This is a genomic window from Streptomyces sp. NPDC090083 (assembly GCF_044747445.1).
In the GTDB taxonomy this organism is placed as follows: domain Bacteria; phylum Actinomycetota; class Actinomycetes; order Streptomycetales; family Streptomycetaceae; genus Streptomyces.
Window position 1 is genome coordinate 1,162,792 of record NZ_JBIVED010000001.1, and the last position, 25,565, is coordinate 1,188,356.

The following is a 25,565-nucleotide window of genomic DNA, read 5'->3' on the forward strand; positions in this document are numbered from 1 at the left end:
GCGCCGCTCGACGTGCTTGTCCGGATCGCGCGGATCGAACCGCCCCTGCCGCAGGGAGGCCCGCGCATCGGACAACGTCAGCTGTACGTCCACGGTGTGGTCGCGTCCGTCGACCGTGACGGTGATCCGGTGACCGCCGTTCGCCCGCAGATACGGCATCTGGAGCCCGAGGTTGTCCCGGTTCAGCGCAGCCCGCACCTGCTCGCGCACGGACTCCGGCGGATCGTCGGCGTCCAGTCCGAGCGCCTCGTAGACCTGCCCGTGCAGCCCCTCGATCACCTCGTCCGAGAACGGCTCCGCGTACACCAGACCGACGGCCCCGTCCGGGAGCGCGCCGTACGAGGTGACGTAGGACGAGGGGAGTTGAGCCGGTGCGGGGGTCGGGACGGTCGGCGCGTGGGAGGCGGGCCAGGTGAGGGGGGCGTCGGTCGGGATGGGAGCGGCGTCGGGATCGAGTGTGGGGGTGGTCTCGTCCTGGCCCGCGTGGTCGTGGAGTTGAGGGCCGGAGGCGGTGACGTTCTCGATGATCTGGAGGTAGCGCTGCGGGATGTGGACCGCGCCCTGCGTGCTCGCCATCAGACCGGTCGTGCGGACCGCGGTGCTGTTGGCGTGGTTACGGAGGAGGAAGTCGTTGTCCCGCTGCTCGTCCGGCAGACCCAGATAGTGCAGGACCTCATGGAGGAGGTCGGCGTCGGAGTGGTGGACGTCCAGATGGAGTTGATCGGCCCGGCCCGGCTCCGCCGTGTCGGTGAGCGTGACCGTCTCGGGGTGGGACGGGTCCTCGATCAGGTTCAGGTTGATGTGCAGCTGGTCGCCCGAACCGGGCAGCGCCAGACCGGAGTTGAGGTGCGTGTCCAGGAGACGGGAGATCCGCTCGTTCAACTGGCCCACACGCGCCGGGTCGTTGGAGGTGACCGGCAGGTTGACCGTGTAGTCACGCACCCACTGGCCGTTGGGAGCCTGAATACGACGGACCCGCGTACGGATCAGTGTCGTCGCACCACTCAGCACACCCGCACGAGGCGGCTGGGACTGGTCCACGTGCGGATCGAACCGCTCCGTCGAATGCACCGCAGGCCGGGCATGCGGGCGCAGACCATGCCAACTGGCCTTCGGAGCGGGGCTGTTCACCCGTGCGGCGGGCAAGTCGTCGGCCGGAACACGCACGGGCTCGGGACGATAGCGGCCGTCCGGCTGGACACTCCCGGCGTCCTCCGGGCCCCGGGGCGCCTTCGACGTGGTGATGGTCGGTCCGCCCGTGCCCTGGGTCGCTTCGCTCGCGCTGTAGTGGTTCAGGCCCGTGTAATGGACCTCCAGCGCGCGGGTGTTGGTGCTCGGGCCGTAGCGCAGCACGATGCCCCGGGGACCGGTGGGTGTGGCGGTCACCGGCTCGAAGACGTGGATCGGGACGCCGAGGGTGTCGGCGAGCAGCGGCAGGAAGGTGTCGCCGACCGGGTTGGCCCAGACGCTCGACCAGTTCTGCACCGCGTCGTCGAGGATGTCCGCCTCGGGTGGGGTGAGGGGGGCGGTGCTGCGGTGGTAGCCGGCGGTGAGCAGCGCCCGGCGTTCGTCCGGTGTCATGGTGGCGAGCGTGGGCAGGGCGTTCACCGCACGCAGGTAGGCGAACATGCGCCGGTTGCTCGGCACGGCGCCGGTCGGTGCGGGCGCGGTGCCGAGCGAGACGGCTTGCAGGTAGCGGGTCTGGAGGTCGACCGGGGCGAGGTCCTCGGCCTGGGTCAGGCCCTGGATGCCGTACACGGTCAGCTGGTTGGTGACGTCCGCGTCGGACATGGTCCGGACCGCTCTCGCGAACCGGTCGGCGAGGACGCCCCGGAGCTGGCCGAGCACCTGCGGGGGCAGCGGGCGGCTGCCGTCGCGAGCCGCCGTCAGCCGGTCCTCGACCAGGTTCTGCAACTCCTGCTGGGCGGCCCGCAGATGACCGGATCCCTGGGTCATGGTCTGCGGGTGCTGCGCCATCGTCGTGAGGGTCTGCCGTACGGCGTCGGGCCGGCCGAGCCACTGGGCGAGACCTGGGTCGAGGGCCGGGTCGGCCGCCTGCAGCCGGTTGCGGATCAGGCCGGGGGCGCTGCCGATGACGGCGTAGAGGAGGCAGTTGCCGTCGCCCGGGGTCGGGACCGCGTTGCCTGCGGGGGCGACGTACGGGGACAGCGGGGCGGCCGGGGTAGTGCCGGAGGGTGACGTGCCCAGCGGGGCCTTGCCCTTGTCGACGCCCTTGCCCTTGTCGAGGCCCTTGGTCTTGTCAGGGCCCGTGGTCTTGGCGCCGGGCGACTTCTTGTTGTGGGCCGTCTTGCCGCCGCTGGTACCGGACTTGGGCGGCGCGGTCTTCTTCGGCTTCGGCGGGGCGGTCTTGGGGACCGTGCCGGTGGTGGCGGTGGTGGTGGCCGGGGGCGGGGTGTGGGTCTGGCCGCCGGCCGGGAGGGGGGTGGCCGGGCCGTCGGGTGCGGGCCAGCGGGGCGGGGTGGTGGCGAAGGTGGTGCGCAGGGACTGTTCGGGGGTGGGGGCGTTGTCCTGGACGTCGGCGGACAGGTCCTCCAGCGCCTCGGTGGCCGCCGTCTGCTCGCCGGCGGCCCGCACCTGCGCGGTGACGGCGGCGACGATCTCCGCGTCACGGCGGTCGACTTCGGCCTGGGCCTGGTCCACCCGGTCCTGTGCGTCGGCCTCCTGCTCGGTGGCGGTCCGGAGATTTTCGGCTGCGGTCTCCTCGTCGCGCGCGTCCTGCTCCGCCTCGTCGACGGCTTCCGCGTGGTCCCGTTCCGCCCGGCCGATGCGCTCGGGTGCGATGCTGACGATGCGCTGCGCGCGCTCCAACCTCGGGCGTTCTGCGGTGAGTTGATCGACGGACTGCTGGATCGTGTCGTCGAGGGCGTCGATCTCCGTGACCACGGCCTGCACGCGTGGGTCGTCGGCGACGTCGGCCGCGGGGTCCTTGGTACGTGCGGCGCCGGGTGCGACGGGGGCCGGTGCGGGCCTCGACCGGCCACCCTGTGTCGCCTGTTGGGCTGCCGCGCGTTCGGCGCGCACGGTGTTCTCGGTCTGGGTGAGGCGGGCCAGAGCCGTCCGGCGCTCGCTCCGGGCCCGCGTCTCGTCCCGCTCGTGCCGCGCGATCTGCCGCGGAAGCGTGGTGACGGTCTCGCGGGCGTCCGCGAAGTCCTGCTTCATCCGCTCGACCAGGGCCGCCGCGTCGACCGCCGCCTTGGCGGAGGCGGCGGCGTCGTCCACGGCGTCGCGGTGGGCGGTGGTCGCGTTCGTGAGCGCGAGCCGTGCCTTCCGGTGGTTCTTCACGGCGACCGTGTAGCCCTGGTTGGCCTCGCGGCGGGCGGCGGTGCGGAGCTTCAGCAGGCGCGGGGTGTCCGCGAGGACGTCGGCCGCGTCGTGCAGCCGTACGGCCTCGGCGTCGAAGGCCGTCCAGGCGGTCGTGAGGCCGGGGTCGGCCGTGACGAGGGCGCCGTCGGGGGCGAATTCCCAGCGGCGGATGCCCTGGGGGTCGCGGGTCATCAGTTCCAGCGGGCGGTTGCCGAGCACGGCCGTGCGCGAGGCCGCGTAGAGCGCCTGGCCGAGCCGGATGCCCTGCGGGTCGGCGCCGAGGGCCACCCAGACCTGGACGCCGTGATCGCCGGGCGGGATCGCGGAGTTGAGGCGTTCGGGCAGCGTGTGCGGTTCTGCCGTGGCCCAGTCGGGGATGAGGGCGGGCAGGTCGTGGACGTTCGGCGGGGCCTCGGCCGGGGTGATGAGACCGTGGCCGAGCAGGTCGCGTTCCTCCACCCGGAGCGTGACCGTGCCGGTGACGTGCCGGGTGCCCTGCGGTCCGTCCACGAGGAGGTGGGCGTCGACGTCGACGACGTAACTCCGCGTGCCACGGGCGCCGTTGGCGGGCGCCGCGGTGCTGCCGTGCTTGAGCCAGTCGCGGCGGCTGCCGGTCGTGGTGCCGCCGAAGGACGAGGGCTGGGTCTGCCGCTGGGCGAGCGGGACGCTGATCCCGCCGAGCTGACGGTTGTCGTCGTCGCCGCTGAGGAGTTCCGTGAACGAGGTCGCGAAGGAGTGGTCCGCGCCCGCGGCGGTGCTCACCGTGTCGGTCGTGTTGTGGAGCTGGTCGACGGTGACGTCGTCGGCGTGGGTGGAGCGGCGCGGGTTGTACAGCGACACGGCGATCGATGGAGCCTGGTCCGGCGCGCCTTCGAAGGGAGTGGTGCCGGGCAGCTTCCGGGTGAGGTCGGCGACCAGCCGGGGACGGTCGAGGCTGACCCGCCCGGCCTGGATCAACTGGCCGAGCCGGACGGCCTGTCCCTCCATGGAGACGGAGGTGATCTGCGCGTTCCAGCCGTGCCGGCCGGGCGGCGCCACCTCGTTCAGCGCTGACTCCAGATGCGCCCAGCCGTCGAAGAAGAACGCCGGGGTCGGCCCGACCGGATGGAACATCTGCGCGTCGGCGAGATACGGCGTACGGGCCGGTCCGGGCAGCACGGTGTTGCGCGGGTCGGTGCCGGAGACCACCGACGCGGCGGTGACCGTCGCGGGCCGCGTGAGCGCGTTGGTCTCGGTACCGGTGAACCGGAGCGCAAGGCTGACCGGAACGGTGCCGGTGCGCGAGTTGCCGCCCTCCAGCATCCGGTCGATCCACTGGCGCATGTCGCCGTCCGCGTCGGCCCAGGCGATGACACCGTTCTGGATGAGACCGCCGACGACGTTGGGCGGCCAGTCGGCGACCAGCGCGGAACGGACGGACAGCTCGTAGTCGTACTGAAGGCCGTCGAAGTCGGCGCCGTTGTCGGTGCGCAGCCAGAAACGGTTGTCGGCGGTGGTCGCCCGGCGCACCGAGACGCTGCTCGCGGACTGCGGGGTGAACCCCGGCGCCGAGCGGTCCGTCGTCAGGGGGTCGGGCCCTTGGTTCGGACGCAGGTAGCGGACCGCCGGCGTGATCGGGAGCTGTGTCTGCCGGACCGAGGCGCGGGTGGTGGTGCGGCCCGCCGCGGTGTGCGACTGCCACTGTTCGAGACCGGAGCCGGGGGTGGACGAGCCCCGGACGGCGGCCAGGTTCTGGGTGCGGCGGGGCACCGCCGTGAGCGTGACCTCGACCAGCCGCTCGCCGCCGTAGCCGTGGTGGCGGAAGTGGAAGCGGGTGGTGGCCGGGCGCGGGGTGCCGTCCGAGCCGCGTCCGGGCAGTGAGCGCAGTCCGGCGGTGGAGGTGAGCTGGGCGATCCTGCTGTGCACACCGGGCTGGTAACCGGCGTGCCCCGGGGTGAACACTCCGGGTGCCTCGGTCTCGACCAGCCCCATCAGCCGGCGCCGCACCTGGCCGCGCCGCTCCCGCGGGTTGACCGGCCCCAGCTGGATCTGTCCGGCGGCGGGCCCGGTCGCCGGGACGGGAGCGGCCACGGGACGGTCGTACTCGATGACCGAGAGGACGCCGCCAAGGCCGAGCTGGCGGTTGCGGACGTACGGCGTCGGGAGGGGGGCGGTCAGGGCCGGGGCGGGGGCCGGGGCGAGGCCCTGGACGGAGCCCATCCACCGTGCGTCGCGGGCGAGTTGGCCCTGGGTCATGAGGAACTGGAGGCCGTCCGGGACGTCCACCGAGAAGGTGACGGGGTCGATGGTGCCGGGGTTCCCGAGCCCGTTGAGCAGGGTGCGGGAACCCGCGCGGACCGTGACCACGTAGGTGACGTCGGCGACGACCCGGTGCAGGTTCCCGCTCTCGGTGGGGGTGCGGTTGACGCCGGTGCCGGCGGAGAGCGTGTCGGAGGTGTCGGTGCGGGACACCTTGTTGAGCCGTACGGCCGGGTTGAGCTGGTTCTTGTTCGCCTTCGACGTGGTCTTCCCCGCGGAGTCCGAACCGTCCGTGCCCGTATCGGTGCTGTTCGGTTCCACCGGAGTGGTCGCGCTCTGGGTGACCGTCCCGGTGCCGCCGAACTGGTGCGACTTTCCGAGGGACTTGGCCTGCTGGGCGCTGTCGGTGGCGGAGACGCCCGTCTCCAGGTACTGCCGGGTCGTGTCCAGCAGCCGGGGCCGGTGTGCGACGGCCTGGATCTCCAGCGTGTACTGACCGTCCGCGAACGTACCCGGCAGGCTCAGGCCCTCGACCACATAGGAGTTCTTGAACAGCTCGTGGCCGTGGGCGACCAGACTGCCCGGGGTGATGGCCGCGTGCCGGGTCTCGGCGGCGCGGGTCCTGTTGTCCATCAGCCCGTGCCCGGCGAGCGGGAAGACGCTCGCGCGCTGCGGCGCGGCCGGTGCGGCGGCGGGGGCGGGCGCTGTGACCGGAAGGATCGGGCCGGTGGCCGGGGTGGGAGGCGCGGCCTGCTGTGCCTGGTTGCGGATCTCCCGCGCGGCCCGCCGGAACACCGACTCGATGGCGGCGGAGCCGCGCACGGTGTCGATCAGCGCATCGTCCGGTATCCGCACCAACTCGGGGCGCGGCGTGCCGGTCGCGTCGGTTCCGTCCAGCCGGGCGTGGTCCACTGCGTTCGTCGGGCGTGGCGCCCCGTCGGCACGCGGGGGCGGCGCGGGGGCCGTCGTGGGTGCATGGGTCCGGCCGTGCGGCACCGCGAGCCGCAGCGAACCGGTGACTGTCGGTGCGACGGGCGGCGGGGCAACAGGCTGCGCGCCAGGGGCGGTTGGGGCCGGAGCCGGAGCGAGGGCCTGGTTGACGTTCCGCCCGAACCGCTCGCTGGGCTCGTCGCCGTCGTCCGCGTACAGGTCCAGGGCGAACCGCACCGGCACGTCGAACGCGTGGCTGTCCTGACCGGTGGCGATGAAGAACTGGTCGTGCCCGGTGGCGCCGCCGACGGTGTCGCCGTGGGTGACCTGGTGCCCGTACTGGTAGTCGCCGCCGAACCCGATGGACCCCCATCTGCGCAACGGACCGCTGACACTGCCCAGCGCCCCGAGGGCACCGCTGTACGACTCGCCGCGCTGCTCTGCGTCGCTGCCCGCCATCTGGGCGAGGCCCATGACCTGGATGCCCGGGAGGACCAGGCGGTGCGTGCTGGCCTGCCCGGTGTCCCGGTCGGCGGTGAGCAGCAGGCGCACCCGGCGGACGCCGGTGTCGGTGCTGTTGGGCACCTCGAAGTGCAGGGCGTGACCGCCGTCGACCATCGAGTCGGTCGCGGCGCGCAGGCCGGTACGCGAACGGGCCTCGTTCAGTCGCCGCAGGTTGTTGAGCTGGGCGTGCAGCCGGATCTGGTGCTCGGGTTCGAGGTTCCGCGCCGTCTGCTTCAGCCGTCCGCCGACTCCCGTGGGGGCGGTGGGCGGCAGGAAGCCCTCCCGCCGCAGCCAGGCCTCGGCCTCGTTGAACAGACCGTCCGTACCCGTGACGTCGAGCGGTGCCGTGCTCAGCCCGATGCCGTCCAACCGCTCCAGGGAGTCCGGGAGTTCACGCACTTCGGTGGCGGCCGGCGGGCGACCGGTCGCGGCCGCCTTGCTGAGCACGCGGAGGTCCATGCCGTGGCCCTGGGCGAGCGCGGGCGCCGCCGTCTCGGTGCCGTCCGGGCGGATCAGGGTGACCTGGTAGGTGACGGCGGTGGGAGCGAGCAGATGACTCTGGTTGGTGCGGATCGCGTGCATCGTGCCGGCCGAACTGCTCGCGCTGTACGTGTTGGTGACGGTCGCCTGCACCTGGCCGCGCAGACCGAGGCTGCCGCCAATCACGCTGGATGCGTCCGGATGCCCTTGCGTGTGGTCGCCGGTGAGGCCGGCGGCAGCGCTGCCGCTGATGCCGATCCCGCTCGTGTAGCGCGAGGAGAGGTCGACCTTCGCGGTGTTGACGAGATGGCTCTCCAGGTTGATCTGCCCCGCGGTGCTCTGCCGGAGCGGGGTGCTGGTCCCCGGGACGGTGACCAGGCGCAGCATGCCGACCGCGTTGCCGTCGGCGTCGGTGATCACCGGGGAGTAGATGCCGCCGTCGATCTGCATCGGGAGCGTGCCGCGCAGCACCTGCTCGGAGAGGAAGTCCGAGACCTGCCCGGCGGCGACGGTGTCGAGGTCGGCGTGGAAGGTCTGGTGGACGTGCTCGTACAGCGCCCGGGGGTCGATCACCGTGTCGACGCCGTAGAGCGGGAGGTCGGCCGGAGCGGCGGGCGCGGGCAGCGAACCCGGCGCCGGGTCGGCGGTGGTGAGGTGGCGGGGGAACCAGATCGTGGTCGGCCCGTGCGACACCGGCCGGCTCCACGTGTCCGCGACGGCCGCGGTGGCGGGCGCGGCGGGCGGCGCGGTGACTGCGGGAGCGTCGACGCGCACGCGCCAGTTGGTGGTGAACTCCACCGGATCGGAAGGCTCGTTGGAGCGCTGCGCGGACGTCGTCTGCACGGCCTGCGTGACGGTCGTCGCGTCACTGGCCTGGTTGTGCGTGAGGGACACCGTCACGGAACCGTCGACCGCCCGCACCGGCGTGGCGGCGGTGATCGGCCACGAACCGGTCCACGGCACCTGGACCGTGCGATACGTTCCCGACGGCTGCCCGGAGAAGTTCTCCCGCGTACCGAACCCGCGCCGCTCGACGTGCTTGTCCGGGTCCCGCTGGTCGAACCGCCCCTGCCGCAGGGAGGCTCGCGCGTCGGAGAGCGTCAGTTGTACGTCCACGGTGTGGTCGCGTCCGTCGACCGTGACGGTGATCCGGTGACCGCCGTTCGAGCGCAGATACGGGAGTTGAAGCGCGAGGTTCTCCCGGCTCAGCGCTCCCTGCACCTGCTCGCGCACCGACTCCGGCGGATCGTCGGCGTCCAGCCCGAGCGCCTCGTAGACCTGCCCGTGCAGCCCCTCGATCACCTCGTCCGAGAACGGTTCCGCGTACACGAGCCCCACCGTGCCGTCGGGGAGCGAGCCGTAGGTGTTCACGTAGGACGACGGGAGGCGGCTCGGGGCGGAGGGCGGGGCGGTCGGGGCGTGGGAGGCGGGCCAGATGAGATCGGAGTCGGTGGGGATGGGGGTCGTGTCGGGGTGCTCGGTCGGGGTGGTCTCGTCCTGGCCCGCGTGGTCGTGGAGTTGAGGACCGGAGGCGGTGACGTTCTCGATGATGCGGAGGTAGCGCTGCGGGATGTGGACCGCGCCCTGCGTGGTCGCCATGAGCCCGGTCGTGCGGACCGCGGTGCTGTTGGCGTGGTTGCGGAGGAGGAAGTCGTTGTCCCGCTGCTCGTCCGGGAGACCCAGGTAGTGCAGGACCTCATGGAGGAGGTCGGCGTCGGAGTGGTGGACGTCCAGGTGGAGTTGGTCGGCCCGGCCCGGCTCGGAAGTGTCGGTGAGCGTGACCGTCTCGGGGTGGGAGGGGTCCTCGATCAGGTTCAGGTTGATGTGGAGCTGGTCGCCTGAACCGGGCAGCGCGAGACCGGAGTTGAGGTGTGTGTCCAGGAGACGGGTGATCCGCTCGTTCAACTGGCCTATACGCGCGGGGTCGTTGGAGGTGACCGGGAGGTTGACCGTGTAGTCGCGCACCCACTGGCCGTTGGGCGCCTGGATACGACGGACCCGCGTCCGGATGAGCGTCGTCGCACCGCTCAGCACACCCGCACGAGGCGGCTGCGACTGGTCCGCGTACGGATCGAACCGCTCAGTGCTGTGCACGGCAGGACGCGCATGCGGACGCAGACCATGCCAACTGCTCTTTGCGGCGGGAGTGTTGACGTGGGAGGCGGGCAGGTCGTCGGCCGGGGCACGCACGGGCTCGGGGCGGTAGCGGCCGTCCGGCTCGACACTCTCGGCGTCCTCCGGGCCCCGGGGCGCCTTCGACGTGGTGATGGTGGACGAGTTGCCGCCGAGGGGACCGGCGTCGGTGGCGTTGTAGTGGTTGAGGCCTGTGTAGTGGACCTCCAGCACCCGGGTGGCGGTGGGTGAGCCGACGCGGGTGACGGTGCCGAGGCCGGTCGTGGTGTTCGGCCTGAGCACCTCCACGGCCACGTCGAGGGTGTCCGCCAGCAGGGGGAGGAACATCTCGCCCTGGTTGCTCTCCCACGACTGGGACCAGTTCTGGACGGCGTCGAGCGCGTGAGCGAGTTCGGCGTCGGTGAACTGGGCGGCGCTGTCGGTGTATCCGTGGCCGAGGAGCCTGCGGAGCTGGTCGTCGGTGAGCTGGTTGAACGTGGGGAGCCGGTTCGTGTCCCGGAGGTAGGCGAACATGTCGCGGACGCCGGGCTCCGCCGGGCCGGTCACGTCGTCCTCGGTCAGCGCCCGGTCGTAGCGTGCGTTGAGGTCGTCCAGCTGGTCCGGCTCCGTCACCCCCGTCATGCCGTACTCGTCGAGGGTGGTGAGGAGTTCGGGCCGGCTCATGGCCGCGGTGCGCGCGCCGAACCACCGCGCGAGGGTCTGCCGTACCTGGCCGACCACCTCGTGCGGCAGCGGGCGTCCGCTGCGGGCGGTGAGCAGCCGTTCCTCGGCGTGGGCACGGAGCAGGTCGGCCGCGATCCGCAGGTGGTTGCCCGCGGCGGGGATCGGGCCGCTCACGCCGTTCCACCGGGCGAACTGGGCCATTCCGGCGCGGACTTGGTCCGGTCGGCCCAACCAGGCGTAGGTCGCGGGGGCCTCGGTGCGCAGGGCGGGTACCTGGTCGCGGATGCGCTGCGGGTCGGTGCCGAGGAACGTGTAGAGGAGGCAGCGGCCGTCGCCTCGGGTCCGGATCGTCCGGCCACGCGGCGCGCGTATCTGGAAGGGGGTGTGCTGGGGTGCGGTCGGGTCGGTCGACGTGGGGTCCGGCGTCGAGGAGTCGGTGTCGTCCTGAGCCGGGGCCTTGCCCTTGCCCTTGGGTTCGGTCTTGGGCTCGGTCTTGGGCTCGGTCTTGGGTTCGGTTTTGGTCCCGTCCTGCGTGACGGGGGCCGCTTCCGTGTCCGTGTCCGCCGGGGCGGTGTGCGGGTCTGCGGGTGTACTGCCCTTGTTCTGGCCCGAGTTGGTGCCGAGGTTGCCGACCAAGGCGTCGAACACGCTGTCCTCGTGCGGGACGGAGTCCTGGTCGCCGCCGCTGGTGTCGTCGTCGCCGGGCGGTGCGGGGTCCTTCGGCGGGACGGGGGCCGTCGGGTCGGGGGTGGTCAGTTCGGTGTCCGGGACCGAGTGGCCGTCGTCCGTCGAGTCGTCGTCCGGAGTGGTGGTTTCGCTGTCGTCGTCGCTGGTGGAGACGTCGTCGGTGTCCGTGCCCGGGGTGTTGCCGGTGGAGGGGCCCGCCGTGCGGGGCAGGCCCGAGCCCGGCCAGCGGGGGCTGGTGGAGGCCAGGGTCGTGCGGGAGGTGGGCAGCGCGGAGGGTCCCGCTGCCAGCACCGGTCCTGCCGCTCCGGGCAGTTCGATCTGCGCCGTCGCGCGGCGGGCAGCCGCGTCGTCGCGGCGGCCGAGGGCGTTGTCGATCTCGGTGTCGATGTCGGCGAGGTTCTGTGCCGCCCGGTCGTGGGACTCGCGTGCGTCCTCGTGGACGAGGGCCGCGTCCTCGGCGTGCCCGCGCGCGGTGTCGGCGTCCGACCGCGCGGTGCCGGCGGTGGCCGTGGCGCCCGGCAGCTGCGACCGCACCTCTCGCAGGTCCGCCTCGTCGCGGGCCAGGCTGTTCCTGGCCGCGTCGAGGTCGGCACCGTTCCGCTCCAGACCGGCCCGTACCTCGACGAGATCGGCGTCCAACGTGCCGATCTGTGAGGTGACTTGCTCTATCTGCCGGGTCAGGGCCGGGTCCACGGCGGGGGTGGTGTCCGGCGTGCCGGTGTCCGTGGCGGACGGGCCGGGTGTCGGCGCGTTCTCCGTGCCGGCGGGGGTTCGCGTCGGAGGGGCTGCCGCCGCACGGGCGGTGAGGTCGGCGAGGTTGCGGCGGGCGGTCTTGGCCTGGGAGCTGAGGCTCAGTTCGGCGCGCTGGCCGTCGGCGACGGCGTCGGTGAGGGTGCTGATCGTGCCGCGGCCCGCGGAGATCTGGCCGACGAGGGTCCGCTCGCGCCCGGTGAGGCCGTCGAGGTGCTGTTCGGCCTGGTCCGCCCGCTGTTCGGCGGTGGTCGCGGCGGTGTGGGTGCGGTGTGCCTCGGCCGCCGCGTCCGTCAGGGCGGTGGCGGCCCGGTCGAGGGAGTCCTGCGCGTCGATCCGCAGCCCGCGCTGGTGGTCTTCGTCGACGAGCGCCGCCGTGTGGTCGAAATCGGCCCGGTCGAAGTCGGCGGCTACCCGCTCGAAGTCCGCCCATGCCTGGTCCAGGGCGACGACACCGGTGGTGGAGCCGGACGTCGTGGAGTCGGCGTCGGGTGTCACCCCGTCGGTCGGTGCGGGGTCCTTCGGCGGCGTGGTCAGGGTGCCGTCCGTGTCGAAGGTCCAGACGCGGAGGCCTTCCGGGCCCCGGGTGACGAGTTCGACCGGGCGGCCCTGGGAACGGGCGGTGCGGGAGGCGCCGTAGAGGGCGAGGGCGAGGCGGGAGCCGTCGGGGTCGGGGCCGGTGGAGACCCAGAACTGGTAGCCGTCGTCGTCGGGGTGGACGCCGTCGGCCATGAGGGCCGGTACGTCGCTGAGCGGGGTCGTCGCCCAGTTCTCCGGGGTGAGACCGGTGCCGTGGGTGAGCAGGGCCGGGAGGTCGTAGACGCGGGGTACCGGGCGGGGCTCGGTGATGCCGTGGCCGAGGGCGTCGCGCTCCTCGACGCGGATCGTGGCGGTGCCGGTGACGTGGCGGACGCCTTCGGGTCCCGAGACCTCGATGTGGACGTCGGCCTGGACTTCGTAGCTGCGGGTGCCCCGGCCGTCGGCGGGCAGGCTGGTGCTGCCGGTCTTGAGCCAGTCGCGGCGCCCGCCGGAGACGGTGCTGCCGAAGTTGCTCGGGTCCACGGGCCGTTGGAGCACGGGCGGGGTCGCGCCGAGGAGGAAGCGGTCGGGGTCGTCGGTGCTCGCGACGAACGGCAGTGCGAGCCCGGTGGTGGTGTCCCCGCCGGAGACCGTGCTGGTGTTCTCCGAGGTGATCCGCAGCCGGTCGATGGCCACGTCGCCGCCGTCGGTGACCGGCCTCGGCCGGTACAACGACACGGTGAGCGTGGGCCGTTGGTCCGGCGCGTGCTGCAGCGGGAACGCGCCCGGCATCGTCGGCAGCATCCCGCCGGCCTGGCGGGGCGTGTCGAGCGAGATCGTGCCGGCCTGGATGAGTTCGCCGAGCCGTACGGACGCGTTCTCGTCGGAGGTCGAGGCCGGCTGGGCGCGCCAGCCGCTCCCGGTGGCGGGGGCGACCTGGTCCAGGGCCGTGTAGAGCTGGTTCCAGCCGTCGAAGCCGTAGACCGGGGTGGAGCCGGTCGGGTGGAACAGGTCGGCGTCGTCCAACGAGGGCAGGTGGCCCGGCAGTTGGCGGGGGTCGGTCCGGGACAGCGTGGGCGGCGGGGGTGGCTGCGTGTCCGGCGGGTCGGTCTCGCTGCCGGTGAAGCGCAGGCTCACGAGCGCCGGTACCCGGACCTGGCCGCCGAGTTCGCCGGAGAGGGTGCGGCTGAGCCAGGAGCGGGTCGGCGCGTCGGCGTCGTCCCAGGCGATGACCCCGCGCTGCACCAGGGCGCCCAGGACGTTGGGCGGCCAGTCGACCACGTAGGTGGAGCGGACGGTGGCGACCAGTTCGTAGTCCAGGCCGTCGAAGTCGGCGCCGCTGTCGGTGCGCAGCCAGAACCGGTCCTCGGCGGTGCGCCCCGACTTGTCGACCTTGCTGGACGCGGAGACGGCGTTGACGGAGGGGCCGAGCCGGTCGGTGCGGTCGTCGCTGTCGGGGCGGGTGAAGCGCGCCGTCGGGTTCACCGTGAGCCGGTGCTGACGGCCCACGGAGGAGGAGAGCGACCGGCCCTCCGCCGTGTGCGAACCCCATTGCTCGATACCGGACTTGTCGCCCGCGACCGAGATGCCGCGGACGGCGCCTCGGCTCGCGGCGGTGCTCGTGGGGCGGGCCGAGAAGGTCACCTCGACGAGGGACGCCCCGCCGAACCGGTGGTGCCGGAAGCTGAACCTGGTCTGTCCGCCTCCGCGTCCGATCAGCGACCGCTTTCCGGCGACACCGGTGTTGTCGGCGATGAGCGCGGCGACACCGGGGAGGTAGGAGGCGTGGCCGGGGGTGGTGACGCCGGGGGCGTACCGCTCCACCAACTGCCGTACCTCGTCGTGGAGTCGGTTGCGCTGCTCGGTCGGCGGGGGCACGGAGACGGTGCTGGTGCCGTCGCTGGTGCCGGTGCCGGTGTCGGCCGTCTGCCGCGTTCCGGGGCCGGAGAGTTCGGTGACCGAGGTGACCGCGGCCAGGCCGAGGGTGCCGTCGCGGACGTAGCGGCTGGGCAGTGCCGGGCTGGCCAGGCCGGTGGTCGGCGGGTCGTCCGGGCGGTTCTCGACAGCGCCCATCCACCGTCCGTCGCGCCGGAGTTGACTGTCCGTCATGAGGAACTGGAGTCCGCGCGGCACGTCCACGGCGAGCGTGACGGCCTGTCCGGGGCCGATCCCGAGGGAGTTGGCGATCACGTTGCGGTGTCCGGACCGGACGGTGATCAGGTAGGTGACGTCGGCCGTGACCCGGTGCTGGAGACCGGACTGCGTAGGTGTCCGGTTGGTGCCGGTGCCGCTGGTGAGGGTGTCGGACTTGTCGCTCTTGCGGTCGTACTGGTAGCGGCCCGAGGGGTTGAAGCGGGACGGCGTGGGGGCCGGGGAGGGGGTGGGCTGCGGGCTCCCAGCGGGCTGCGGGCTCGGGGCGGCGGGGGTCGGCGGGTTGTTCTGGACCGCCGAGCCGCCCACCCCGAACTGGTGTGTCTTTCCGAGGCCCTTGAGCTGCTGCGCGGAGTCGGCGGCGGAGATGCCGGTCTCCAGGTACTGGTTCACGCTGTGCGTCAGCCGGGGTGTGTGGGCGACGGCCTGGATCTCGATCGCGAGCTGTCCGTCGACGCCGAGCCCGGGCAGCGTCAGCCCCTCCACGACGTAGGTACCGCCGAGGATCTGGTGGCCCCGGCCGACCAGCGACCCGGGTGAGAGCGCGGTCGTACGGGACTCGGCGCTCACCGTGGTGGTGTCGGAGGCCGGACTCCCGATCAGCGAACTGCTCAGGAACCCGGTGACCCCGCCCACCAGCCGGGAGACCCGCCCGGGGCGGGGGGTCGGGGCGGCGGGGGTGGTGGCCGGGTCGACGACGGGGGCCGGGGCGGTGACAGAGGCCGTGTCCCCGTCGGTGGCCGGATCGACGGTGGCCGGATCGACGGTGGTGGTGTCGGTCGAGGAGCGGACCGGTGGCGCGTCCACGGCGGGATCGACGCCGGTGCCGGTGACGATGCGGCGGAAGGCGTCCTGAAGGGCCGTCGAACCGCGCATCACGTCGATCAGCGCGTCGTCCGGGACGCGGACCACGTCCGGGTGCGGTTCGCCGGTGGCCGGGTCCGTCATGGCCAGCCGCTCGGTGTCCAGCGGCGCGACCTCCCGCACGGTGTACGGCTCGCCGTCCGGCGCGGCCTGTTCGGCGTCGAGGGTCCGCTCGTGCGGTACGGCCAGCCGGATCGTTCCGCCGACCCCTCGCGGGCCGATGAGCCGCGGGCCGTGCTCCAGGTCGCCCTCGGCGTGGGACTCGGAGTCCTCTCCCTCGCCGAAGCGGACCGTCGGGTCCGCGCCCGGGCCGTCGTACAGGTCGAGGGTGAGGCGGGCCGGCACGTCGAAGACCTGGGTGTCCTGTCCGGTGCCGATGAAGAACTGGTCGTGGCCGAGCGTGCTGGCGGTGGTGTTGCCGAGGGAGGCCTGCCCGACGTACTGGTAGTCGCCGGTGCCGTTGAAGGTCCACGAGCCGTTCGGGGTGGGTACGGTGAGCCCGCCGCCGAACCCGGCGCCCAGTCCGTAGGTGTTGCCGAGCCTGCCGTTGCCGCCGCCCGCCGCCTGGGCCAGGCCCATGACCTGGATGTTGGGCAGCACCGTGGCGTGGGTGACCGGTCGGTCCGGGTCGCGCCGGGCGCCGAGTTCCAGCCGTACCCGGTGCCGCCCGGTGGCCCCGGGGACCTCCAGGTAGAGCGAGTGGCCGCCGTCGACCATGGAGTCGGTCGCGGCGCGCAGTCCGAGCTGGGAGCGCAGTTCGTGCAACCGCCGCAGGTTGTTCAACTGGGCCTGCACCAGCGTCTCGTCGGGCAGCCGGCCGCGGTGCGGGGCGGTCGCGGGCGGCGGCAGGAAACCGTGGTCCCGCAACCAGGTCTCCGCCTCCTGGAACAGCTCGTCGGCGCCCGTCACCCCGAGCGGCGCGGTGGACTGCCCCACGGTCTCCAGGTTCCCCAACTCGTGCGGCAGCGAGCGGAGTTCGTCCTCGGTCGGGGTGTGTCCCCGGGCGTCCTCGGCGCTGAGCATCCGCAGGTCGAGACCGTGGGTCCAGGTCCCGGGCGCGTAGGTGGCGACGGAGCCGTCGGGCCGGATCAGGGTGAGGGTGTAGGTGACGTCGGCCTCGGTCAGCAGATGGCTGCGGTTGGTGCGCACCGCGTGCATGGTGCCCGCGAGGGAGCTGGTGCCGAACGCGTTCTGCGCCGCGAGACTCGCGGTTCCCTTGCCGTTGAAGCTGCCGCCGACGAGGTGGGAGCCGTCCGGGTGTCCGGGCCGCAGGTCGCCGGTGAAGTTCGGGCCGACGCTGCCGGTGAGGCTGAACCCGCTGTTGAACGTGGTGTTCTGGTCGTTCTTGACCGTGTTGACGAGGTGGCTCTCCAGGTTGATCTTCTTGTCGATGCTCTTGGCCACCGGGGTGGTCGGCGTGACGTGCGCGTCCAGCCGCATGATGCCGACGGCCCGGCCGTGCGCGTCGGTGAGCACCGGCGAGTACAGCCCACCGTCGCGCTGCATCGGCAGGGTACCCCGCAGCACCGGTTCGCCCAGGAAGTCGGCGAGTTGGGACGACGACGTGGCGTCCAGGTCGGCGGCGAAGTGCTGGGCGGCGCCCTCGTAGAGCCGACGCGGATGGAGCACCGAGTCCACGCCGTAGATCGGCAGGTCGTTCAGGTCGGCGGGCTCGGGCAGGTCCTGATCGGGATCGGCGTCGGCGTCCACGACGTGCTGCGGGAACCAGATGGTCACCGGCCCGTGCGGCTCGGCCGGCCGCCAGCCGTCCGCGGGCTCGGGGGTGGCGGTGACGACTGCCGTCTCCGCCGCGTCGGCCGGGTCCGTGCCGCTGGTGTCCGTCGGGTTCGTGACGGGGGCCGGGGCGGTGTCCGCGTCCACCCGGACCTGCCAGTTGCCGGTGAAGTCGTAGGCGCGGGACGGCTCGTTGCTGCGCTGGGCGCTGGTGGTCTGCACGACCTGGGTGACGGTGGCCGAGCCGTCCGCCTGGTTGTGGATGAAGGTCCCGGACAGCGCGAGGTCGATCCCCCGGACCGGGCCCGCCGCACCGATCGGCACCGAACCGGTCCACGGCACCGGGAACGTCGAGAACGTGCCGGACGGCTGCGCCGAGACGATCTCCCGGGTGCCGTGCCCGCGCCGCTCCACGTGCTTGTCGGGATCGCTCGTGTCGAGTCCGCCGCGCGCGGAGGGCCGCGCGTCGTCGAGCGACAGCCGTACGTCCACCTGCCGCTCGACGCCGTCGACGTCGAGCGTGATCCGGTGGCCGCCGAGGCTGCGCAGATACGGCATGTTCATCGCCATCTGCTCCGCCGACAGCACGTCCCCGAGTTGCGCGCGGACGGGGTCGTCCGGTCCCGCCGCGGGCCTGCCGAGCGCGCTGAGGACCTGCCGGTGCAGCCCGTCGACGACGTCCGGCGAGAACGGTTCGACGTGCACCAGGCCCCACTGGCCGTCGTGCCGTCGTCCGTAACCACCGAGGTAGGTGGTACGACGGCCGCCGCCGGCCGGTGCCTCGACCGGCGTGACGTCGCCCTCCGGCGAGGTCAGGGTGATGACGGGCGCGGGCACCGGCACGACCGCGGGGACGGTCTCCGGGTCCGGCTCCGTGTGCGTGTCCGCCGGGTCGGGGGCCGGCGTGATCGTGTCCTGGGACACCGTCAGGGGCGCGGACGTGGTGACCACGGGGGTCGGTACGGTGTCCGCCGGATCGACGACGGGGGTGGTCGTCGGCGTGGTGAGGGGGGCGGGCGGGTCCGCGCCGGGCGCGCCCCTGAGCGGCCCCCGGGGAGCGTTGCCCCGCCCGGTCACGGGCGGGGTGTCGACGATCCCGCCGATCACGTCGAGGTGATGGGGCCGCAACCCGCCCACCACGTACGGCGCGTCGTCCGGCCCGGTCTCGGGCACGGGCCCCGTGGGGTCGCCCATCAGGCTCGCGGTGCCGCCGCGGTGCGGGGCGGCCGGGTCCCGGCCGCTCTCGTCGCGCAGCCCGAGCTGGTGGCCGACCTCGTGGACGAGCTTGTCCTCGGAGATGTCGGCCGGCCACGAGTGGTGGGTGGTCGGGACTCCGTCCGCCGGGTCGGTGAGGGTCACGTCGAGGTGCGGGGTCTCGCCGGGGGCGGCCGGTACGACGTTGACCCGCAGCAGGCTGCCGTCCCGCAGCCGGTGCCCCGGCGCGTTGAAGACCCGCTGGATCCCGTCCGTCATCCGCTGGTGCACCCCGTCGGCGTGCGGCCCGAGCTGCGGACTTCCGGTGAGCCGGTAGGTGACGGTCACATCGGTGACGGGCCCGCCGTCGTGGCTGAACTGGCGCACGGCGAACCCGGCCCGCACGACGTACTGCGTGGGCCTCCCGTCCGGCCCGGTCGGCCGGGACACCGGGTCGACCCAGGTGGTGCTCCGCTCCGAGGGCTCGACCCCGGACCGGACGTCCTCGTAACTCCCCGGTTCCGGAACGGAGTTGGGTGTCGGGGAGGGGGTGAGTACGACGGGTTCCGGGGCCGGGGTGGTGTCCGCCGCCGGGGTGGAGGAGAGGTCCGAGGAGGTGTGGACAGGTGTCGGCGTCGTTGGCGCGGGGGTGACGTCACCCGTGTCGGACAGCGGGGCCGTCTCCGGGACGGGGGTGGTGTCCGGCGTCGAACTCGTCGTCAGCGGGGCGCTGTTGCTGGTGGTGGTGACCGGGGTCGGCAGGTCGGTGCCGGTGGTGTGGTCCGGGACGGGGTCGCCGTCGACACCGGGTTCGGGGTGGGAGGTGTCGGTGGTCTCCGTGACCGTGGGGGTCTCGGTGACCGTGGCGGTCGAACTGCCCGTGGTGTCCGTGCTGTTGGTGGTGTCGCTGGTGACGGTGGTGTCGTCGGAGGTGTTGTTCTCCGGGCGCCCGGTCGTCGTGGTGCGCGGGTTGCCCCCGGTGGTCGAGGGCGTGCCGGAGCCGGTCGCGGGGTTGCCCGAGCCGGAGGTCGTGGTCGTGCCGCTCGGGGTGGGGGTGCCGGACGCGGTCGTGCTCGTGGTGCTCGGCGGTACGACGTTGCCGTTCGGCGGCACGACGGTCGTGTCCGGGGTGCCGTTCTGCTGTCCGGTGCCCTGCGGCTGGTTGCCGGTGGTGGTGTCCGGGTCGGGCCGGTTCTGGACCTGGGTCTGGTCCTGCTCCTGGCTGTGGACCTGCTCCTGGTCCTGGCTGTGGTTCTGGTCCTGGTTGTGGTTCTGGTTCTGCGTCCCCGTGGGCGTATGGGTCGTGGTCGTCGGGGTGTGGGACTGGGAACTGCCGCCGCCCGTCGTGCTGTTCGTGCCCGTCGGGGTCGTCGGCCCGTGCGGGACGTCGTTCTGGGCGTCTCCCCCGCCGACCTTCACGTTGTCGAGCTTGATGTCGTCGAGCTTGACGTCGTCGATGTCCGGGGTGTTCGTGGTCGTGCGCTGGGGGTTGCCGGTCGTCGTCGACGAACTCCCGCTGTTCGACGTGGTGTTGATGCGGCCGGGGTTCGTCGTGGTGGACGGGTTCGACGACGGCCCGTTCGTCGGGGAGTCGTTGCCGGTGCCGGAGTCGGTGTGGGACCCGGTGTTCGTGTCCGGGTCGGAGTCCGGGATGTCCGCCGTGCCCAGCGTGTTCACCGGGGGCGGGGTCCTGAAGTTGAACTTGTTGCCCAACGCGCCCGCGCCCTGGCCGAGATGGCGTTCGCTCATCGAGCTGAGGCCGCTGCCGAGGAAGGTGTTCAGGGGGTCGATGGGGAAGCCGAAGATGGACGCCGTCGCGATCTCGCCGAGCGTCTCCGCGCCGCCCTCGGTGAGGAAGTGCTCGAAGTCCTCGCCGATCTCGTGCTTCACCTTGTCGCCGAAGGTCTTCGGCTTCGGGGTGGGCGTCGGGTTCGGCTTCGGGGTGATGTGCGGGGTCGGCGTCGGCGTGGTCTTCGGGTTCGGGGTCGGCGTCGGCTTGGGGTTGGGCGTGGGCGTCGGCTTCGGGTTCGGCTTGGTGTTGAGGTCCGGGTTGTCGAACTTGTGGTTGTTGAACTTCTTCCCGTTGCCGCTGATGTCCTTGAACGGGTTGTGGTTGTTGAAGATGTTCTTGAAGTTGTTCTTCAGGCTCTTGCCGAGGTCGTGCAGCAGACCGTGGAACAGTCCGGTGAACGCGCCGAAGACACCGTCCTGGATGATCTGCGACCAGTCGAACCCGTTCGGGCGGCGGCCCTTGGGCGCGCCGAGCATCATGGCCAGCCGTACCGCGAAGGTCGTGAACGCCTCTTCGATCGCCTCGGTGACGCTGGGCATCAGATGCGTCTTCTTCATCAGCCATTCCATCAGCGTGAGAATGGCGACCCGGCTGCGGGCCTTCGCCACCGCGGCCTGGCTGGAGGCGGAACCCCCGGTGAAGGCGGACAGCACCGCGATGATGAGCAACTCGATGAGCAGCCGCACCAGTTCGGCGATGATCTGCCACTTCGACTCCATGATGTCCATGGAGGACTTGGTGCGGGACTGCCCGATGCCGTCGAGCTGGTCGGCGAACTCCTTGAGGTAGTTGACGCCGCCGCTGTCGAGGAACATGTGCATCGCCCGCACATAGTTGTTCCCGACCTGCGGCGGCAGCGCGCGCCCCACTCCACCCGCGGTCTGCTCGATCAGGTCCGAGAGATCACGGACACGCCGGCCCAGCCGTTCGTACGGCTTGCCGTTGGCGTAGGCCATGTCCTCGTCGGCCTGGAGGAACTTCTCGCCGATGAGCACGAACAGGAGGTTGTTCAGCTGGGGCGACGCGTGGATGGTCATCAGGGGCGATCCGCTGTGTCAGTGCTTTCCGCCGTGCGAACCACCGTTGGTGTCGCCCGAGTTGATGTCGGAGTCGTGGATCGCGCCGAGGACGCCGTTCTGCGTGCCGACCACGCTCTTGAGGTTGGCGAGGGTGCCGTCACCGACGCCGACGATCGCCTCGGCCAGGGAGGAGCCGGTCGTGATGGTGCCCTCGCGCTGCTCCTTCTCCTGCGGCAGCATCTGCTGGGCGTAGCTGTCGTCGTGTCCGGGCCACTTGGAGGTGGCCGAGACGTCGGTGATGAACTCGCTGATCATCTCGTTGGCCAGCCGGCTGATCTGCTCGATCTGCCGGGTGCCGGCGATGAGCGCCGCCGGGCTGGCGGAGTAGGCGTTTCCCATCGTGTTCTCAGTCCTCCGGGTCTTCGCTGATCTCGTCGCGGAGCCGGCCGGCCCCGCGCCGTCGGCCGCCCTTGGGGCCCTCCAGTACACCGGGCCCGAAGATCTTGTTCCAGTCGATGTCGAAGCCGGTGATCTCGGGGGCCTCGGGGTTGGCCTTGGTGAAGGGCTCGAAGGTGGCCATGACGTGCCGGGCCATCCGCGCCCGCGCCTCCTGGACCGCCTCCAGCACGCTCGCGGCGAGCTGGCCCGCGGGCATGGTGCGGTACTTGTCGTCCAGGAAGGTCAGCGCGCGCAGGTCGCCCTGTGCGGAGACGGTCACCTCGACCGCGCGGTCGGCGGAGCGCACCGTGCTCTCGGCGTGGGCGAGTTCGCCCTCCGCGCGGGCCACGGCGGCCTCGGTGGCCTCCAGTTCGGCCACCGCCTTGGCCAGCCGCTGTTCGATCGACTCGCCGCTGTTCACGCCGTGCCTCCCCGACTGCCGTGGTTCCGGCCGCCGTTCACCGTGCGTACGCGTCCCGTCATCGGCCGATCACCGCGGGGGCGCCGCCCTCGTCCGTGCCCCAGACGTCCTCGTCCTCGGTGAGCCAGGCCTCGCGGGCGCGGTCGCCGCTCTCGGTGGAGCGGCCGTTCTGGCCGGCTCCGTTGGCGCCGGGGCCGCTCACCGGGTAGGGGGCGCTGGACGTGGTGGGCCGGGTGTAGACGATGTCCTCGTCCTCGTCCACGCCGGCCGCGCGGTTGGTCCGGCCGCGCCGGGTGGTGCCGTTGGACGGGTCGGTGAGGACGGCGCGGGTGCGTTCGCTGGTGCCGCCGCCCTGTCCGCCGGCGCCGCCCATGCCGCCGCCTCCCATGCCGCCCATGCCGCCCATGCCCATCGGGTTGAGCGGGGTACCGCTGGAGGCCTGTGCCGAGGTGCCGGCGGTGAGCGCGCTTCCGTCGAGGGCGTCGGAGCGCAGCGCGCCGCCGGTGTAGGGCGTGCTGTCGTAGTCGTCGTAGCCGCTGTCGAGGCTCGAATCGAGGCCGCCGCCGTTGAGGCCGGTCGTGTTCAGGCCGCTGGTGTCGAGGCTGCTGCCGTTGGTGTTCAGGCCGCTCGTGTCGAGGTCGCTGTTGTTCAGGCCGCTGGTGTCGATGCCGTTGCCGTTGAGGCCGCTGGTATCGATCGAGGACGAGGGGAGCTTGTCGCCGTCGATGTCGGTGGTGGTCGTGTGGCCCGACGGGTCGGTGGTGGTGAGCTTCCCGGTGTCCGGGTTCAGGGTCTGGGTGGAGCCGTCCGGGAACTTCGTGGTCAGCGTGCCGTCGTTGTTGAGCGTGGTGGTCGAGCCGTCCGGGTTGGTGAAGGTGTCACCGGGGTCGAGGTGCGAGGTGGTGACGTGGCCGGAGGGGTCGGTGACCGTGATCTGGCCGGTGTCCGGGTTGAGGGTCTCGGTGGAACCGTCCGGGAACTTCGTGGTCACCGAGCCGTCGGCGTTGAGCTGGGCCGTCGAGCCGTCGGGGGTGGTGAAGGAGCCCTCGGTCGGGTTGAGCGTCGACGTGCTGACGGTGCCGTCCGGGTTGGTGGTGGTGACCTGGCCGGTGTCCGGGTTGAGGGTCTGGGTCGTGCCGTCCGGGAACTTGGTGGTCAGCGTGCCGTCGTTGTTGAGCGTGGTGGTCGAGCCGTCCGGGTTGGTGATGGTGGTGCCCGGGTTGAGCTGGGAGACCGAGGTGGTGCCGTCCGGGTTGGTGGTGGTGACCAGGCCGGTGGCGGGGTCGATGGTCTGGGTCGAACCGTCCGGGAACGTCGTGGTGAGGCTGCCGTCGCTGTTGAGCTGGGTCTCGCCCCCGGTCGGGGAGTTCAGCGTGGTCGAGCCGTTCTTGGTGGAGTCGTTGTTCGTCAGCGGGTTCGTGTTCAGGCCGCCGTTCAGCAGCGAGTTGGCGAGCTGCGTCGGGTCGTTGCCGTTCGTGTTGTCGTTGTTCAGCAGGTCGTTGGTGTTGAGGTCGTTCGTGTTGAGGTCGTTCAGGCCGTTGCCGACGTTGTTCAGGCTGTCGCCGAGGTTGTCGTTCAGGTTGCTGAGGCTGTCGTTGAGCCCGTCACCGATGTTGTTGAGGTCGTCGTTCAGGTTGTCGTTGAGGTTGTTGAAGTTGTTGCCGATGTTGTTGAGGTTGTCGTTCAGACCGTCGTTGAGGTTGTTGAGGTTGTCACCCAGGTTGTTGAGGTTGTCGTTCAGGTTGTCGTTGAGGTCGTTGAAGTTGTCGCCGAGGTTGTTCAGGTTGTCGCCGAGGTTGTTGAGGCTGTTGTTGAGGTTCTCGCTGTTCTCCTTCGCCTCCTGCTCGGCGATCTCGTTCTCCTCCTTCTGGAGGACCTCGGAGAGCGTCTCGTTGTTCTTGTTCGTGATCTCCTGGTCGAAGGCGTCCTGGACGTCGGCCCAGGCGTTCTTCACGGCGCTGAGCGCGTCGATGGACGGCTGCTTGAGCTTGGCGTCCGCGTGGTCGGACCAGCTCTTGACGGCCGCGTCGGCGACCTTCTGCCAGGTGGTGTGCTGCGTGAGGTCGCCGTAGTCGGGCACCGACTGCTTGAAGTTGGCGTCGGTCGAGTACGAGGTGTAGGTGCCGCCGCCGTACTGGCTGTACGTGGAGTGCGTCGACGACAGCACGTGGTTGATGTTGTTGTTGATGACCCACTGACTGATCTCGTCGAGGATCTTCTTCACGTGGTAGTGCGGGTCGTGCTGTCCGTCCGACGCCCACTCGGTCCACGCGGACTGCAGCGAGGTGATCGCGTCCTTCAGGGCGGTCTGCGCGGCGGCCAGCGCGTCGCTCAGCTTCGACTTCGGGACGTAGCCGCCGAGGGTGGTGTTGGTCGGCGTGTAGTCGCTGCCGCCCAACTGCGTGACGTAGCCGTTGTAGTTGGTCTTCAGCTCTTTCAGCAGATGCCAGAAGAGGCTGGCCGCCTTGCCCTTCCAGGCGGCCTGGTCCTCGCCGAGCGAGGTCATCCACTTGTCGACGATGTCGGAGTGGTCCTTGAAGAACTGCACCACCCGGTCGAAGGACTGCCCGGTGTTCTCGAAGGAGAGCATGTCGACGGCGTTGTCGTCGATGACCGACAGCCCGCTGTAGGAGAAGCCCTGCGTCGAGTACGGCGACGCCAGCAGGTGGTCGAGGACCAGCTTGCTGCCGGAGATGTACTGCGCCATCGGCCCCGAGTCCCACTGGACATGCGAGTACGAGCCCTCGAACGCGCCGCCGCCGGTGATCTCGCCGCCGCTCCACAGCGTGGCCCGGCCGTTCTCGTCGACGGTGACGCCGATCATCACGATGCGGGCCTTCTTCATCTTCACGCTGTTGTGCGCGCCGTCCCCGCCGGCGTCGTAGAAGGCCAGGTCGTAGTCCTCGCCCTTGTTGACCTGCCAGCCGCCGATCGCCGAGTAGTCGGCCGCGGTCACCGACCTCATGTCGATGCCCTGGATGTCCATCCGGAACAGCTTGAGGTTGCCGAAGTCGTCGTTGCTCGAACTGCTCAGCTTGTCGAACAGGGTGGACCGGGCCGGGAGCGTGTAGCCGGTGAAGTCGGTGACGGCCTGTGCGAAGTAGTCGTCCGGGTCGTAGTTGGCGGTCCCGGAGGTGGTGCTTTCGGCCATGGGGCGGAACTCCCCTGCTGGGAATGTGGGGGCGGGGACGGGGTGAGCGCATCAGGCGCGCGGCCCGGGGCGGTGTGAGCCGGGCGCGCGCGGGGCTCAGGTGGTCGTGGAGTCGCTGCCGTTCATCTCGCCGTCGACGGTGTCGAAGATGTCGAGCAGCTTCTCGCCGTCGATCGAGGCGAGGCTGTCGCCCTGGGTCTTCAGCAAGGTGGTGATCGTCTCGTCCAGCGCGGAGTCGATGTCGTCGAAGAGCGTCTTCTGGCCGGTGAGGATCTTGTCCAGGGCGGTCGCCTGCGTCTTGAGGGCTTCCACGAGCGTGCTGCCGCCGACCGGGTCCTTGCTGTCGCCGCCGTTCATCAGGCCGATCCGGAGGATCTTGGCGAGGCCCGCGGCCGAGCCCTCACCGGTCTCCGCGACGAGGTTCTTCAGGGACCGGACACCCGCGTTGTCCTTGCGGATGGCCACCAGATCGCTGATGAAGTCGGCGATGTCGGTGTTCTTGAAGTTCTTCAGCGCGGTCGAGTCGAGGTGGGTCAGGTCTGCCATGGGTGCCTCCGCGGGCGGAACGCGCCG

At 71.6% G+C, this 25,565-nt stretch carries 5 protein-coding genes (1 of these 5 running past the window's edge); all 5 read right to left on the minus strand.

All coding sequences use genetic code 11. The features are described from left to right. Window positions 1–21,000, minus strand: the 5' portion of a protein-coding gene (locus ACIPTO_RS04815; RefSeq protein ID WP_401189466.1) for a hypothetical protein. 15,321 nt of this gene lie to the left of the window's left edge; only the first 21,000 of its 36,321 coding nucleotides appear in the window; it begins with the start codon at window positions 20,998–21,000; its stop codon lies beyond the left edge, outside the window. An 18-nt stretch (window positions 21,001–21,018) separates the two neighbouring features. Next, window positions 21,019–21,381, minus strand: a complete 363-nt coding sequence (locus tag ACIPTO_RS04820) for a hypothetical protein (RefSeq protein WP_401189467.1) — start codon at window positions 21,379–21,381, stop codon at window positions 21,019–21,021. Between the two features lie 7 nt (window positions 21,382–21,388). After that, window positions 21,389–21,841: a YbaB/EbfC family nucleoid-associated protein gene (locus ACIPTO_RS04825; RefSeq protein WP_366312404.1), complete on the minus strand. Its 453-nt coding sequence runs from the start codon at window positions 21,839–21,841 to the stop codon at window positions 21,389–21,391. 58 nt (window positions 21,842–21,899) lie between these two features. After that, on the minus strand, window positions 21,900–24,992 hold the full coding sequence (locus ACIPTO_RS04830; RefSeq protein ID WP_401189469.1) for an AAWKG family protein: 3,093 nt from the start codon (window positions 24,990–24,992) through the stop codon (window positions 21,900–21,902). A gap of 96 nt (window positions 24,993–25,088) precedes the next feature. Next, window positions 25,089–25,538 carry a type VII secretion system-associated protein gene (locus ACIPTO_RS04835; RefSeq protein ID WP_366312408.1) on the minus strand — a complete coding sequence of 150 codons (450 nt, stop codon included), beginning with the start codon at window positions 25,536–25,538 and terminating at the stop codon, window positions 25,089–25,091. Window positions 25,539–25,565: the final 27 nt, after the last annotated feature.

Bases quoted from the DNA above. Each gene is read 5' to 3' on its own strand.
- ACIPTO_RS04820 (WP_401189467.1), bottom strand. From the start codon at position 21,381: ATGGGAAACGCCTACTCCGCCAGCCCGGCGGCGCTCATCGCCGGCACC.
- ACIPTO_RS04830 (WP_401189469.1), bottom strand. From the start codon at position 24,992: ATGGCCGAAAGCACCACCTCCGGGACCGCCAACTACGACCCGGACGAC.
- ACIPTO_RS04835 (WP_366312408.1), bottom strand. From the start codon at position 25,538: ATGGCAGACCTGACCCACCTCGACTCGACCGCGCTGAAGAACTTCAAG.